The organism is Bacillus sp. FSL H8-0534 (genome assembly GCF_038005885.1).
GTDB classification, from domain to species: domain Bacteria; phylum Bacillota; class Bacilli; order Bacillales; family Bacillaceae_G; genus Bacillus_A; species Bacillus_A pseudomycoides.
Genome location: NZ_JBBOUC010000001.1, coordinates 1,845,125 through 1,859,350, shown reverse-complemented (window position 1 = coordinate 1,859,350; position 14,226 = coordinate 1,845,125). Strand labels below are relative to the sequence as shown.

Annotated in this window: 15 protein-coding genes; 7 read left to right on the top strand and 8 right to left on the bottom strand. The window is 36.7% G+C overall.

Features of this window, described 5'->3' with window-relative positions; genetic code table 11:
- Positions 1 to 24 precede the first annotated feature (24 nt).
- Complete coding sequence (pepF, locus tag MHH71_RS09745; RefSeq protein ID WP_006093955.1) at positions 25 to 1,851, top strand: oligoendopeptidase F; 1,827 nt, start codon at positions 25 to 27, stop codon at positions 1,849 to 1,851.
- Between the two features lie 47 nt (positions 1,852 to 1,898).
- Here pepF and MHH71_RS09740 read toward each other — a convergent pair whose 3' ends face one another.
- The 4 genes from MHH71_RS09740 to MHH71_RS09725 all read right to left on the bottom strand — a co-directional run bounded on the left by MHH71_RS09740 (position 1,899) and on the right by MHH71_RS09725 (position 4,493).
- Positions 1,899 to 2,072, bottom strand: a complete 174-nt coding sequence (locus MHH71_RS09740; protein ID WP_006093954.1) for a hypothetical protein — start codon at positions 2,070 to 2,072, stop codon at positions 1,899 to 1,901.
- 229 nt (positions 2,073 to 2,301) lie between these two features.
- Positions 2,302 to 3,195, bottom strand: a complete 894-nt coding sequence (locus MHH71_RS09735) for a ClpXP adapter SpxH family protein (protein ID WP_006093953.1) — start codon at positions 3,193 to 3,195, stop codon at positions 2,302 to 2,304.
- On the bottom strand, positions 3,195 to 3,593 hold the full coding sequence (locus MHH71_RS09730; RefSeq protein ID WP_003195936.1) for a globin domain-containing protein: 399 nt from the start codon (positions 3,591 to 3,593) through the stop codon (positions 3,195 to 3,197). Before MHH71_RS09730 ends, MHH71_RS09735 begins: the two co-directional genes overlap by 1 nt.
- A gap of 321 nt (positions 3,594 to 3,914) precedes the next feature.
- On the bottom strand, positions 3,915 to 4,493 hold the full coding sequence (locus MHH71_RS09725) for a CYTH domain-containing protein (protein ID WP_006093952.1): 579 nt from the start codon (positions 4,491 to 4,493) through the stop codon (positions 3,915 to 3,917).
- Positions 4,494 to 4,637: 144 nt separating this feature from the next.
- Between MHH71_RS09725 and MHH71_RS09720 the strand changes: the two genes are divergently transcribed.
- The 4 genes from MHH71_RS09720 to MHH71_RS09705 are packed head-to-tail and all read left to right on the top strand — an operon-like array spanning position 4,638 to position 7,397.
- Entirely contained in the window at positions 4,638 to 5,009 is a 372-nt protein-coding gene (locus MHH71_RS09720) for a UPF0738 family protein (RefSeq protein WP_006093951.1), read from the top strand.
- 30 nt (positions 5,010 to 5,039) lie between these two features.
- Complete coding sequence (locus MHH71_RS09715; protein WP_016113795.1) at positions 5,040 to 5,678, top strand: GTP pyrophosphokinase; 639 nt, start codon at positions 5,040 to 5,042, stop codon at positions 5,676 to 5,678.
- Positions 5,679 to 5,696: 18 nt separating this feature from the next.
- Positions 5,697 to 6,494, top strand: a complete 798-nt coding sequence (locus MHH71_RS09710) for an NAD kinase (protein ID WP_003195940.1) — start codon at positions 5,697 to 5,699, stop codon at positions 6,492 to 6,494.
- A 15-nt stretch (positions 6,495 to 6,509) separates the two neighbouring features.
- On the top strand, positions 6,510 to 7,397 hold the full coding sequence (locus tag MHH71_RS09705) for an RluA family pseudouridine synthase (protein ID WP_029427027.1): 888 nt from the start codon (positions 6,510 to 6,512) through the stop codon (positions 7,395 to 7,397).
- A gap of 34 nt (positions 7,398 to 7,431) precedes the next feature.
- Here the strand turns inward: MHH71_RS09705 and prpE are convergent, their stop codons facing one another.
- Complete coding sequence (gene prpE / locus MHH71_RS09700; RefSeq protein ID WP_006093949.1) at positions 7,432 to 8,172, bottom strand: bis(5'-nucleosyl)-tetraphosphatase PrpE; 741 nt, start codon at positions 8,170 to 8,172, stop codon at positions 7,432 to 7,434.
- A 75-nt stretch (positions 8,173 to 8,247) separates the two neighbouring features.
- Positions 8,248 to 9,408 (bottom strand): FtsW/RodA/SpoVE family cell cycle protein, encoded by a 1,161-nt coding sequence (locus MHH71_RS09695; protein ID WP_033798731.1) that lies wholly within the window; start codon positions 9,406 to 9,408, stop codon positions 8,248 to 8,250.
- A gap of 484 nt (positions 9,409 to 9,892) precedes the next feature.
- Between MHH71_RS09695 and fabI the strand changes: the two genes are divergently transcribed.
- Both fabI and MHH71_RS09685 read left to right on the top strand, forming a co-directional pair.
- Positions 9,893 to 10,669, top strand: a complete 777-nt coding sequence (gene fabI, locus MHH71_RS09690) for an enoyl-ACP reductase FabI (RefSeq protein ID WP_006093947.1) — start codon at positions 9,893 to 9,895, stop codon at positions 10,667 to 10,669.
- Positions 10,670 to 11,147: 478 nt separating this feature from the next.
- A complete protein-coding gene (locus tag MHH71_RS09685) occupies positions 11,148 to 12,287 on the top strand; it encodes a glycosyltransferase (protein ID WP_240516962.1) in 1,140 nt (379 codons plus the stop codon).
- A gap of 279 nt (positions 12,288 to 12,566) precedes the next feature.
- Here MHH71_RS09685 and pseI read toward each other — a convergent pair whose 3' ends face one another.
- Both pseI and MHH71_RS09675 read right to left on the bottom strand, forming a co-directional pair.
- On the bottom strand, positions 12,567 to 13,616 hold the full coding sequence (gene pseI / locus MHH71_RS09680) for a pseudaminic acid synthase (RefSeq protein ID WP_003206204.1): 1,050 nt from the start codon (positions 13,614 to 13,616) through the stop codon (positions 12,567 to 12,569).
- Positions 13,617 to 13,631: 15 nt separating this feature from the next.
- Entirely contained in the window at positions 13,632 to 14,210 is a 579-nt protein-coding gene (locus MHH71_RS09675; protein ID WP_006093945.1) for a formyltransferase family protein, read from the bottom strand.
- Between the last annotated feature and the right edge of the window lie 16 nt (positions 14,211 to 14,226).

The window sequence follows — 14,226 nt, the reverse complement described above, 5'->3', positions numbered from 1 at the left end:
GAGATTAAAAGGGGGTTTTTATTGATGTCTAATCAAAAAACAGCAAAAACATTGCCAGACCGCAGTGAGATTGAAGAAATGAACACATGGCGTTTGGAAGATGTTTTCCAAACTGATGAAGAATGGGAAAAAGAATTTCAAGCAGTAAAAGAATTACTACCAAAGTTAACTGAATTTAAGGGGAAACTTGGTGATTCTGCGGATTCATTATTAGCGGCTTTACAATATGAAGATGAAGTCTCAATGAGATTAGGAAAATTATATACATATGCTCATATGCGTTACGATCAAGATACAACAAATTCTGCTTATCAAGCGCTAAATGATCGAGCAACAAACTTATATTCTCAAGCGTCCAGCAGCATGGCGTATATCGTTCCTGAAATTTTAACAATTTCAGAAGAACAATTACAGTCGTTCTTACAAGAAAATAAAGAATTAAGTGTGTATGAACATGCGTTAGAAGAAATTACACGTCAGCGTCCGCATGTACTGTCAGAGGCGGAAGAAGCGTTGTTAGCAGAAGCATCTGAAGTTATGAGTGCATCAAGTAATACATTTGGTATGCTTAATAATGCGGACTTAAAATTCCCATCTATTAAAGATGAAAATGGTGAAGAAGTAGAAGTAACACATGGCCGTTATATTCAATTTTTAGAAAGTGATGATCGTCGTGTTCGTCATGATGCATTCCATGCTGTTTTTGAAACGTATGGGAAATATAAAAATACATTTGCAAGCACACTTAGTGGTGCAGTGAAACGTAATAATTTCAACGCGCGCGTTCGTAAATACGATTCTGCACGCCAAGCTGCGTTAAGCAATAATAACATACCTGAAACAGTATATGACCAACTTGTCGAGACAGTAAATGATAACTTACATTTATTGCACCGTTATATTGATATTCGTAAACGTGCACTAGGTCTTGATGAACTGCATATGTACGATTTATATACACCACTTGTACCAGAAGTGAAAATGAATGTGAAATATGAAGAGGCACAAGAGATTCTGTTGAAATCTTTAAACGTCCTTGGTGATGAGTATGTTGAGATTTTGAAAGAAGCATATGAAAATCGCTGGGTAGATGTATATGAAAACAAAGGAAAACGAAGCGGTGCGTATTCATCTGGTGCATATGGAACAAATCCGTATATTTTAATGAACTGGCATGATAATGTAAATAATTTATTTACACTTGCACATGAGTTTGGTCATTCTGTGCATAGCTACTATACAAGAAAAACACAGCCACATGTATATGGTGACTATTCCATATTCGTTGCGGAAGTTGCATCAACTTGTAACGAAGCAATTTTAAATGATTACTTATTAAAAACGACAGAAGATAAGAAAGAACGTTTATATTTATTAAATCATTATTTAGAAGGATTCCGCGGAACTGTATTCCGTCAAACGATGTTTGCTGAATTTGAACATATCATTCATAAAAAGGTACAAGAAGGCCATGCAGTAACGCCAGATATGTTAACAGAGATTTACTATGATTTAAATAAAAGATACTTTGGCGATGCTTTAGTCATCGATAAAGAAATTGGCTTAGAGTGGTCTCGTATTCCGCACTTCTATTACAACTATTATGTTTATCAATATGCAACAGGATTTAGTGCGGCAACAGCTTTATCAAAGCAAATTTTAGAAGAAGGACAACCAGCAGTAGAACGTTATACTAACGAATTCTTAAAAGCTGGAAGCTCCGACTATCCAATTGAAGTATTGAAAAAAGCAGGAGTAGATATGGCATCACCAGAGCCTGTTAAAGAGGCATTACAAGTATTTGAAGAGAAGTTAAATGAATTAGAAGCGCTATTATTTGAAGGTAAATAATAGTGAAAGAAGGAGGGCGAGAGTGGAATTTCTCGCCTTCTTTCTTTTTAAAAACCTTTGAACCGCTTTCTATGATTGAAATAAGAGAGGCCAATAACAATGACTGCAAACAAAAGTGGCAAAGCAATCATCTTTGGAAATGCTTGTAATAGTGAAAGAATGTACAGAAAAAAAGAAATACAAATGCCAAATAGTAGAAAAAAGATATGTGTTTTTTTCATGAAATCCCTCCTAAAAAGCTTCTTTTCATAGCTTATTCAGTAATGAAAACGTTTAGAATGTGACAAAAGTGTGAAATTCGACAAAAAGGCTTGTCATCTGACGTCGAATCTTGTAATATAATAAGCGTGAACGAATTCACATACAAACATATACCCCTTTGTTTGAACGTGAAAATTTCTCCCATCCCCTTTAATATTTTTATAAGCCGTAAAGAAAAAGACCTGGTGTTTACACCAGGTCTTTTTCTTTTGCAATCCATTTCCAATAACGTTCGCATTTCACTTCAATCATTCGTACTTTTCTTTTCAATGACAATTTTTTTAGTTCTCGTTCTATTTCTTGCTCTGAGCAGTTATAAATAAATGCAATTTCTTTTGATGACATAAATTGGACCATTTCTAATAAGAATTCCAGTGGTGGTAAAGGTGCTGGCTCAATGTCACATTTTACAATTTCTTTTAAGAGTTGTACGTACACATCATACGAATAAATTCCTGCAATTTTAATGCCCTCTTCATCTGAATTTGCATGAAAGAATACGAGAGAAGGGATTTCGGTAATGTGCATTTCGTTTGTGAACTTTAAATCGCACTGAAATGCTTTTTTTGCACTAATCGAATGCAAATCTTTTTTAAATTCCTCTACATCAATGCCGCTTTGCTGTGCGCATGCAAGTAGTGATTGCAAATCTGGTTTTGATATATTTTCAAGAAAAATGTATTCTTGAAGTTTCCGTAAAAATTTCGAACCTGCTTTTCGACCTTGCAACTCAGCTGCTTTAATTGCCATAGAAACTAAATACGGTGTAGATGAGGCGTCCTGCATATGTACTTTTCCATCGCATGAAAAGCCGTGCAAACTTGTTGTCTTTTCCCACACAAATCGAATATTAGCAGGTTTATTCCATTTGTGTGGGGAGGCGATTGCCCCTTCCACTTTGCCGGTTAATATGTGCCGAATCGAAAAATATTTTCCGTATTCGAGCCATAATTTAATGATGACTGGTTCGATTTCCCAGCAATCTTTGCAAAGTGGATCAATAAACAAATAGGCTTCCACAGATTTATGTTCGCATTTGGAAAGAGAAGGAATGCGCATATGCTTTGCTTCCTGTTTATCCATTACGCTTCACCTGTTTCGTTTGGAGTGTTGACCATATGCTGCGCAGTTAATGCTAAACGTTCAAAAACAAATTCTCGAATCTGCCCTTGTACTCCTGTATCTTCCATTGCTTGCTCCATACATGCTAACCAGGCTTTCGCGCGCTTTGGTGTAATCTCAAAAGGGAGATGGCGTGCTCTTAGCATAGGGTGACCATGTTCCTCTGTATACAAATTCGGCCCACCTAAATACTGCGTTAGAAATTGCTTCTGCTTCCTGGCTGTTTCTGTCAAATCGTCTGGGAAGATGGGAGATAAGTCAGGGTGTTTACTGACATAGGAATAAAACGTATCGACTAATGCTGCAATGCCTTGTTCACCGCCAATTGCTTCAAATGGTGTCATCGGTTGCTTGTTCATCCTGTATAAACTCCTTTTTCCATCAAATGTATATCTATTGTAGCAATGGATTGTCACGAAGAGCAACTAAACAGCTCTTGTGTAATCCTTTGCCCATTTTTTCCTTAAGATAAAGCTAAATATAAGTGCAACATTGGTAAAGGTGAACCATTAGTAGGAAAAGCACCTACTGATGGAAGTTCCATTTTACCCAGCTACTCACAATCAGTAACCTTCCTTTTCATAGAAGAAAAAACAAAGAGGGAAGGACTGACCGTAAGAGCCCGATTGGTGAGGGCTTTCCATCAGTGAGAAAAAACTTCTACTAATGGAAGTTTCACTTTAGCGTGCTTTGTTTTGTTTGGCAAGAAAAAAGCGTTGCACTTTATTTTTTGTATGGCGAACAGGTATATGGTATTTGTTCAATAAATTGAGGAAATCAGCTTTGCCCGCTGCTTCATCTTGTACTTCATATTCAAGTTCATAATCATCGTGATTGTAATAGAAACTATGATCAAATACAAGTGTGCCGCCCTTAAATGTAGTTTCTGCTCGTTCTGTTGTTAAGCTTCCCATATAAGCTAAAGTAGAAACAGGGATTTGCAGGGCATGTAGTTGATCTGCTACAGGGCCTGGAATGAGCCCGTTTGTTTCCATCATTAGTTGTGCTTCTCGTGCTGTTAAAGGTTGATGAGTTTCCAGTAACCCAATTTCAGCTGGTTGTTTTAAAGTTAATGTATAAGCTCCGTCTTTATGACGAATACGAAGAGCAGAGCCTGCTGCTTTTAAAGAAAAATGAGGTGTTTCAAAGTAATGATTCACTTGTTTTGTAAATGATTCGATAGAAAACACATCGCATAATGCTTGAAATTCTTCTTCTGTGACCATATTTTTAAATTCAATTTCAATTTCTTGTGTCATTGTATAAGCTCCTTCTTAAGAGTAATTCTTTAGACATTATCGCTTTTTCGCAAATTTGGTTCAATGTTTTATTTGTTTGCGTCTATGTTATGATACAATAATAGTGTGAAGTAAGACAGGAAGTTGATATGGAGGAGTTAGAGCATGCAAAATAAAATCCAAGTTAAGAGCGTAGAAGAAAGAGAGAATGCTCTTATTTTTTGTGCGGAAAATATTGAAATACAAGTGGAGGAGTTAAAGGCGCGTAATCACGTACTTGTAGACTCAGATCATTTATCATTTTTATATATTTTAGAAAACGAATCAGCATTCATTTATGTAAGTATTCCGCATACATGTTGGGAAGCAATGCACAGTGCAATGAAGAATGATAAAGCAATGTTTGTTCGTGTAAATAATACTGAAATTGAATTAGCACAATTGAAAGAAGAAGTGGAATATTTAATTGAAAATATTGAAGGTAATGCAAATTACGGAGAAGAACTTGTAACGACTGTAGAAAAGGTATTTCTATAAGCAAATGGATTGACTTTGGTGGTGGTTGAAATGAATCGTAATTGGGAAGAATTTTTAGCGCCGTACCACCAAGCGGTGGCAGAGCTAAAAGTGAAATTAAAAGGAATGCGTTCTCAGTTTACAATGTTAACAGAACACTCTCCGATCGAGTTTGTAACAGGTCGGGTAAAGTCGGTTGCAAGTATTATTGATAAGGCGGAAAAGAGAAATGTACCGCTTGACCGACTCGGAGAAGAAATGCAGGACATCGCTGGTCTTCGGATGATGTGTCAATTTGTTGATGAGATTAAGCCTGTTGTCGAATATCTTCGAAAACGAAATGACTTTGAAATTGTGGAAGAACGAGATTATGTGACGCAAAAGAAAGAAAGTGGTTATCGTTCATATCACGTTGTAATTAGTTATCCTGTTCAAACGATTTGTGGAGAGAAAAAAGTATTAGTTGAAATTCAAATTCGAACATTAGCAATGAATTTTTGGGCAACAATTGAGCATTCTTTAAATTACAAATATAGTGGGCGTTTTCCAGAAGATATTAAAGTGCGCCTTCAGCGTGCGGCAGAAGCAGCATTTTTATTAGATGAAGAAATGTCTTCGATTCGTCTTGAAATTCAAGAAGCACAAAAGGTTTTTTCGCGCAAACAAGAAGCGAAAGAATCCGAATCATAAACTAAAGGGTGTTGGGCGATGAAATTTGCAATTATGTCAAAGGGAGATCAATCATCAAACGCACTTGCAAGTACAATGACAGGTTACTTGCAAGATTTTGGGTTTACAATGGATGAGGCGGAACCCGATATTGTAATTTCTGTTGGGGGGGATGGGACGCTCTTATACGCGTTTCATCGTTACTATAATCGATTAGATGAGACAGCTTTTGTTGGTGTACATACGGGACATTTAGGGTTCTATGCAGATTGGTTGCCAACAGAAGTAGAAAAACTTGTGATTGCAATTGCGAAAACACCGTTTCAAGTGGTGGAATATCCGCTTTTAGAAGTCATTATTCGCTATGTGAATGGAAGTAAGGAATCACAGTATTTAGCAATGAATGAAGCGACAGTAAAAAGCGCAGAAGGAACATTAGTAACAGAGGTGGAAATTCGCGGAGAATATTTTGAAACGTTCCGCGGGGACGGTCTTTGTATTTCTACTCCTTCTGGAAGTACAGCCTATAATAAAGCGCTAGGCGGAGCAATCATTCATCCTTCGATTGAAGCGATACAAATTGCGGAAATGGCTTCGATTAATAACCGTGTGTTCCGTACAGTCGGTTCACCGCTTGTTTTACCGAAGCACCATACATGTGTTTTAAAGCCATCGGCAGGAATGAATTTACAAATTACGGTCGATCATTTAACGATGGTTCATCAAGACGTAAAGTCAATTCAATACCGCGTTGCAAACGAGAAGGTGAGATTCGTTCGTTTTCGCCCATTCCCATTTTGGAAACGTGTTCGCGATTCGTTCGTTGCGGGTGAATAGAGAGGATTTATGTATTTGAGAAGATTTACATTAAAATGGTGTATGACAGAAGCAGAGAAGGGAATGCTCATTCGGGAATTTCTAAAAACGAAAGGGATTTCTAAAGCTGCTTTGACAGATATAAAGTTTCAAGGTGGGGCAATTGAAGTTGACGGTAAGCATGCGACGGTTCGGCACGTATTACAGGCCGAGGAAGTATTGCAAGTGTTTTTTCCGGTTGAGGAGAGAAGTGAAGGAATGCTGGCTGAAAATATTCCACTGACTGTCCTGTATGAGGATGAATCCGTAATGGTAATCAATAAAGAACCATACATGTCAACCATTCCGTCAAGGGAACATCCGGCAGGAAGTGTTGCGAATGCGCTTCTTTATCATTATGACAGGCAGAATCTTGCAAGTACGGTGCATATTGTAACGAGACTGGACCGTGATACGTCAGGACTTATGCTTATTGCGAAAAACCGTTTCATTCACCATCTTTTATCAAAACAGCATCAGCAAAAGCAAGTGCAACGAACATATGAAGCAATCGTTCATGGAGAATTGCTAGAAGAGTCGGGAACGATTGATGCGCCAATTGGAAGAAAAGGCGATAGCATTATTGAACGAATGGTATGTGAAGACGGTCAAAAAGCAGTTACGCATTTTCAGGTGATGGAGAGATTTCCTGATAAAACAAGAGTCTCACTGCAGTTAGAAACAGGAAGAACACATCAAATTCGTGTACATATGGCATATTTAGGCCATCCGCTATTAGGGGATGACTTGTATGGGGGAAGTAAGTCGCAGATGAAACGACAAGCGCTTCATAGTACGAGTTTAACCTTCTATCATCCTATTTTAGAAAAACAGATGAAATTTCATGCGGATGTGCCAGAAGATATGAAAGAATTATTAAAATAAGCTGCCTTCACATGAGGGCAGCTTTATTTTTTAGTTATGTAATTGGACGAAATTTCTCAGGCACAAACGGCATCGAAGAAGGAACTGAAATCGTCTCCATCTCTGGATAGCGCAGCCCTGTCAGTTTCCCGCCAAAAACAGCTCCTGTATCAATATTTACCGTATGATTGACAAAACGAGGTTCTGCCACAGGAGTGTGACCATACACAATCCAAGCTTCTCCTTCATAATGCTTCGCCCAATCACGGCGGACAGGTGAACCATCAGGATGTTTTTCTCCAGTAATGTCCCCATACAATACGAAAGTTTGGACTTTCTTATCACTTCTTCCGATATAATCTTGGCGAATACCAGCGTGACAGACGATGAGTTTTTTGTTATCAAGCACATGATAGAGAGGTGACTGTTCGTAAAGATCGATAAATTTTTTCTGTACTATTTTTTGTTCGCGAGTTTGAAGGGTTTCATATTCAGCGACAGTTGTTTCTAATCCGTGTGCGATTGTTACGTTACGTCCGATGAAAAATCGGTACAACTTATTACAATGATTTCCCGGAGCGTAATAAGCTTCTTTTTTATTTATTACAAGCTCCCATACAATTTCAATCATTTTTAGGGATGCCGGGCCACGGTCAGTAATATCTCCGACAAAAGCAAGTTGTCTCTTCTCTGGATGGACAGGAAGACCGCTATCCCAGTTATAACCGAGCTGCGCTGTTAATGTTTGAAACTCTTCTAAACAGCCATGGATATCTCCGATAATATCGTACTTCATTTCACAACCTCCATCTTATTTTTACTTAGTATACCTAAATTGGATATAGAAAAAACCATACCCGCTGGATATGGTCTAATCAAACATAAACGTTTTTGTTCGCGATCGTACGTTCAGTACAAAGCCAATCGCAATCATATATGTCAGTAAGGAACTACCGCCATAACTCATAAGAGGAAGGGTAATCCCTGTAATCGGAAGTAATCCAATTGTCATCCCAATATTTTGGAATACTTGGAATGTAAACATTCCAATCGTTCCTGCACATAAATAGCTACCGAATGGATCATTACTTTCTAAAGCGATATGAATCATACGATAAATTAATAGGAAGAACAGTGAAATAACAACGCTTGCTCCTAAAAATCCAAATTGCTCAGCAATGTTTGTGAAAATAAAATCGGTATGCGGTTCTGGGAAGTATACTTGACCATTCTCCCAGCCTTTACCGTGCAATTCACCTGATCCGGTTGCTAAAACAGCTTGCCTTAACTGATATCCTTGTGTTTCATATTCATAAGGTGCTAACCAGCCGTAGAAACGATCTAATTGATATTCTTTTAAAATATGTTCTTTAAAGAATGCTGTATGCGCAAAGTAAGTGTACGTTAACGCAGAACCAGCCGCTATAACAAGTGTAGCTAAACCGAAAATAAAGCGCCAGCGTATACCTGAAACTAAAATCATCGCTGCGAGCATCGCTGAAATAACCATCGTATTTCCTAAGTCTGGTTCTTTCGCAATTAAAAGTAGTGGTGGTAAACTTGCGCCAAATATTTTGCCGAGTAAAATGAGATCCTCACGCGGCGTCCGAAACGGATACTTTTCATTATGATTGACGATAATGCGGCCAACGACAATGATTAAAAATAACTTCATAATCTCGGAAGGCTGGAAGTTACCAAGACCCGGCAAGCTATACCAAGCAGTAGCCCCTTTAATTGTTACAGCTCCGGGGATTTTTAATTCAAGCCCAATCAGTAAAATCATCGCAAATCCATACAAGTACCAAGCGATTTGTTTATATCGGTCAAAATCAATAACCATAATCGCAAAAATTGCGATAGCCCCAATGAAATACCATTGAATTTGTTTCGCAACAAAGTTTACCTGTTGTAAAGCCGGTGGTAAAGATGGTTGTGCACTTGCGATAGCAAAACAACTCACAGCCCCGATTACGAGTACAATCAGGATTAATATGTAATCTATTCGATATTGAGAATTCTTATCTTTCAACGTACGTAGTCCTTTCTATTGCTCTTTGCGTAATACAAAAAAAGACGCTATTACCATATTAGCGGATTTTGGATGGTTTGCAAATATGTTGTTTGGATTTTGAGTGTGAGATGTTAGATTATATAGATATAAATTGAGAAACTGAGATAAAACCTTTCTTTTTTAGATGGGAGAGAGCGTCCGACCATGCATAGAAGCGGTCAGGGCCTATTTTCGCCCCGTGCCAAGTTTAAAACAAAGGGAGGGAGTGAGAGCGGTTCCCTTTTATTCTTCATAGCCGTGATTTATCCAGCAAGTACTTTTAAATAGAGGAAATAAAGATTGAGCTTTCGTAGTAGCAGGAAAGTGAAAGAGCAAAAGAGAAGTAAAGAACCAGTTATACTAATAATTTTGTTTTGCCTTATTTTGAATTTGTGATATGATATAAATATATTACCAGGTACTAATAACTGATATTATTTAATAAATTTAGGGGGATAAATAAATGAATCTTCTCAACTTAAAAGGAAAAAACATTATCGTAATGGGAGTTGCGAACCAACGAAGCATCGCTTGGGGTATTGCTCGTTCACTACACGAGGCAGGAGCAAACTTAATTTTCACATATGCAGGTGAGCGTCTAGAAAAAAACGTACGTGATCTAGCAGAATCATTAGAAGGACAACAATCACTTGTTTTACCATGTGATGTAACAAACGATGAAGATATCGCGCGTTGCTTCCAATCGATTAAAGAAGAAGTAGGAGTTATCCACGGATTAGCACACTGCATCGCATTCGCAAACCGTGATGACTTAAAAGGTGAATTTGTTGATACATCTCGTGATGGATTTTTACTTGCACAAAACATTAGCTCATTCTCATTAACAGCTGTAGCAAGAGCTGCGAAGCCATTAATGACAGAAGGCGGCAGCATCGTTACATTAACATACCTTGGTGGAGAGCGCGTTGTAGCAAACTACAACGTAATGGGCGTTGCAAAAGCATCACTAGACGCAAGCGTAAGATACTTAGCAAACGACTTAGGGCAGCACAACATTCGCGTAAACTCTGTATCAGCAGGACCAATCCGTACGCTATCAGCAAAAGGTGTTGGCGACTTCAACAGCATCTTAAAACAAATCGAAGAACGCGCACCACTTCGTCGTAACGTAACACAAGAGGAAGTTGGTAACACAGCGTTATTCTTATTCAGTGATTTAGCAAGCGGAGTTACTGGTGAGAACATTCATGTGGATTCTGGGTATCATATTTTAGGGTAATGAAGAATCAGAGTTGAAATTAGATGTAATATTTTAGGTGGAAAAGCACCACACATGTTCATCAAACTAAGATAAGCTTATATCCATATAACATAAAGAACAAACGCTATCCTTTTTGCAAAAATATGCAGAAAGGATAGCGTTTTTCTATTATGCTTCAGATGGGAGAGCAAGTGTTGAGGAAGTAATAAAAAGGATTACTTAAATTTGATAATTGTATATACGTATGAAAAGTATAAAATGTATAAGTAAACCGAACCGGATGTAGGTGATTTTCTCAAGATGACGGAAATAAACTTTAATAATCATTCATCTTATTGTAGCGGTTACTTGAAGCGAAAGGCATAATCTCGTCTTATTATTTTATGTGAAAATAAATGGTGAAATATTTTTGTTTGCGAAAATATATATTTATAAATTATTGAAGAAAACGAGTTGAAATGATAAGATGAAAAATTTAAATCAAGGAGGGAGAGCGGTGTCGAAGAGTGCTGGTGCTCCAAAAAAGAAAGGCGTTTTATTTGTGATGAATCCTATAGGTGGAGGAGTAGAACATTATCAAAATATGTATATTGAACAGAATCAGCATAAGTATAGAATTTATAAGATGACGTTTAGAGCTGGAATGTTTTGTATAGAAGATATGAATCAGGAACACCCCCTGTACTATGATTTAGAGTTACATAATTATGATGAAACGAGTTTTCGATCGCTACTCAAGTCAATGGATATTGAACTAATTTATATCAATCATCTCATTAAATTCCCTATATTTAAGTTTATAAATCTTATTCAATATTCTGGGATTGAGTATATTTATTTTATACACGATTTTTTTTGTGTATGTCCTCTAGTTAACTTGATTAAAAGAAATGGCCCTTACTGCAATAATGAAACAGATGTGAATATATGTAAGGCATGTTTGGATGGAGGGAGAGAAACAGATATTCAAACTTGGAGAAAAAATTTCGAGTTTTTTTTATCAAATGCCCAGAAGGTAATCGCTCCAAGCAACAGTGCAAAAGAAATTATAAAAAAACATTTTCCTGACATTATTATAGATGTACAGGAACATCCTTTATCTCCTAATATCTACTATACATATACCTCTGAATTTGCAAATGAAAAACAGCTTAATGTTGCCTTCGTAGGAAATATATACAAAAATAAAGGATCACACATTTTATATAAACTTAAAATGGAAATTGAAAGGAGGAAGCTACCTTTTTGTATAAAAGTAATTGGGTTAACAGATAGGCACAAAAGAAGATTTGTCAGTCCAAGCGGACATTTTGTTGTAACAGGACCATATGATAATAGGGAATTTTCTAATCTGTTGGCAACACATAAAATAGCTATCGTTATAACTTCTTCGATATGTCCAGAGACATTTTCTTATACAACTAATGAGGCTATGTTTTCAGGGTATCCTGTCATTGCATTTGATATGGGAGCGCCAGCGGAGCTAATCAAAAAATATAACGGGGGATGGATTTTGAAAGAAGTGAGTGGTAGGAGTATCTTACAATTGTTACAAAAGCTCTTAGTAAATCGCAGTGAGATTTTAGAAAAAGCGGGTAATCTATCAGTAGTCTGTCAAAATAAAGGGATTTTCTAATCTTTTCAAAAGATGCATTAAGATATTATCGTGTTTTGTAACTCGAATTCAAAAATGATAATTGTGTATGTAGAAGAGTCGCATTAAATCGTTCTATTGTTGATAAAGATGTTTTTAGATGCTTTTTTTAATCATATTAAGTGAAGGGGGCTGTTTTACAGGAAATAACAATAGCCCCCACAGGAAATATTTCATAGGTAAAAAAGAACGATGAAATTTATGCGAGAATTTGATTTACAGAGATAGGAAGTTTACTTTATGTTTTTAAGAGGCTTTTCGTTAAATCAAATCCCAACTTACAGGTGTCCCCTTAGCAACATCTTTTTTCACTTTTTTTCCTAGTAAAATAGGGAGGTATTTTGGTGCTAAACCATAACCAGGTCGAATAGCTTTTATATTTTCTGTTGTTAAAAGATCCCCAGCTTTCATATCTTGTGCCACATATAGAGAACGTCGAAACTTTAATGAGCTTTTTTCCATATCAGTCGGTCCGTAATAAATCTTCCCTAGTGACTTCCATGCCCTTTCTGTTTCAATAACAAGAGAATTTAGTTCATCTGCTTCCATTGAAAACGCCGAGTCTACTCCTCCATCAGCTCTAGATAAAGTGAAATGCTTTTCGATTACAGTTGCACCCATTGCAACACTTGCGATTGCAGCTCCCACTCCTAATGTGTGATCTGATAAACCTACTTCACATTGAAATAATTCTCTCATATGGGGGATTGTATGAATATTAGTGTTTTCTGGAGAAGCAGGGTAAGTACTTGTACATTTCAATAAAATAAGATCTTTACAGCCCGCTGATCTGATAGTCGTGACAGTCTCATCTAATTCTGAAATTGTAGCCATACCTGTTGAGATAATAAGAGGTTTTCCGGTAGAGGCAGCTTTGCGGATTAAAGGAATATCAGTATTTTCAAAAGAAGCAATTTTATAACAAGGGACATTGAGAGATTCTAGAAAATCAACTGCTGTTTCATCGAATGGGGTGCTGAATGGGATGATACCTAATTCTGTACATTTATCAAAGAGTGGTTTGTGCCATTCCCATGGTGTGTAAGCTTGTTGGTATAGTTTATAAAGTGTGTTTCCTTTCCATAAGCTGTTTGTATCTTCTATTTTAAAATCTTTGTTATCGATATCAAGTGTCATAGTATCGGCTGTGTAAGTTTGAATTTTTAGAGCATGTGCGCCAGCTCTTGCTGCAGCTTCAACTATTTGCAATGCACGTTCTAATGACTGGTTATGGTTTCCAGACATTTCAGCAATGATAAATGGTTGGTGGTTGCGACTAATTTTCCTTCCATTAATTTCAATTTCATTCATTTTATCTTCTCCTTTTTAACCATTCATTTTTGCTTTACCGATTATATCTTTTACTGACGTATTCCATCCATTAGTAAGTAAATGCAAATATATTTTTTTATCTTTTAATCTATGATAACTACCGCCAGAAGGTTGCGGTTTCCTCATAACTTTTCCAGAATAAATGAATTTCCAATTTTCAATGAAAAGTCGTTCTATTTCTTGGCATAGTCTATCGTAGGCGGTTTTTAATGTATCATTTTCTTTGTAGGGAACTTCCGATTGAGTGATAATATCGCCCGTATCTAACCCGTTATTCACATAATGAATTGTAACCCCTTTAGGTGTATCTTCAAGGAAACTCCATAAATTTGGATCAGCACCCTTATTCCAAGGAAGATAAGAGATATGCAAATTAATAATTTTGTTATTAAATTTCTCAATAATAGAAGGAGGAATCATATATCTGTATCCATAGCTGACGATAAAGTCAATATTAATAAGAATAGGTGAGTGAATGTCTATTCTATTTTCATAGAAAACAACACTATTTCCAGATGATTTAAGAAAACTGTACAAATTATTACATTTAGATCCTAATAATAGAATGTTCATAATATCTTCCTTAACA

Excerpts from the sequence above, each read along its gene's own strand:
- MHH71_RS09740 (WP_006093954.1), bottom strand. The coding sequence starts at position 2,072 with ATGAAAAAAACACATATCTTTTTTCTACTATTTGGCATTTGTATTTCT.
- fabI (WP_006093947.1), top strand. The coding sequence starts at position 9,893 with ATGAATCTTCTCAACTTAAAAGGAAAAAACATTATCGTAATGGGAGTT.
- pepF (WP_006093955.1), top strand. The coding sequence starts at position 25 with ATGTCTAATCAAAAAACAGCAAAAACATTGCCAGACCGCAGTGAGATT.
- MHH71_RS09710 (WP_003195940.1), top strand. The coding sequence starts at position 5,697 with ATGAAATTTGCAATTATGTCAAAGGGAGATCAATCATCAAACGCACTT.
- MHH71_RS09735 (WP_006093953.1), bottom strand. The coding sequence starts at position 3,195 with ATGGATAAACAGGAAGCAAAGCATATGCGCATTCCTTCTCTTTCCAAA.
- MHH71_RS09725 (WP_006093952.1), bottom strand. The coding sequence starts at position 4,493 with ATGACACAAGAAATTGAAATTGAATTTAAAAATATGGTCACAGAAGAA.
- MHH71_RS09720 (WP_006093951.1), top strand. The coding sequence starts at position 4,638 with ATGCAAAATAAAATCCAAGTTAAGAGCGTAGAAGAAAGAGAGAATGCT.
- MHH71_RS09715 (WP_016113795.1), top strand. The coding sequence starts at position 5,040 with ATGAATCGTAATTGGGAAGAATTTTTAGCGCCGTACCACCAAGCGGTG.
- prpE (WP_006093949.1), bottom strand. The coding sequence starts at position 8,172 with ATGAAGTACGATATTATCGGAGATATCCATGGCTGTTTAGAAGAGTTT.
- MHH71_RS09730 (WP_003195936.1), bottom strand. The coding sequence starts at position 3,593 with ATGAACAAGCAACCGATGACACCATTTGAAGCAATTGGCGGTGAACAA.
- pseI (WP_003206204.1), bottom strand. The coding sequence starts at position 13,616 with ATGAATGAAATTGAAATTAATGGAAGGAAAATTAGTCGCAACCACCAA.
- MHH71_RS09675 (WP_006093945.1), bottom strand. The coding sequence starts at position 14,210 with ATGAACATTCTATTATTAGGATCTAAATGTAATAATTTGTACAGTTTT.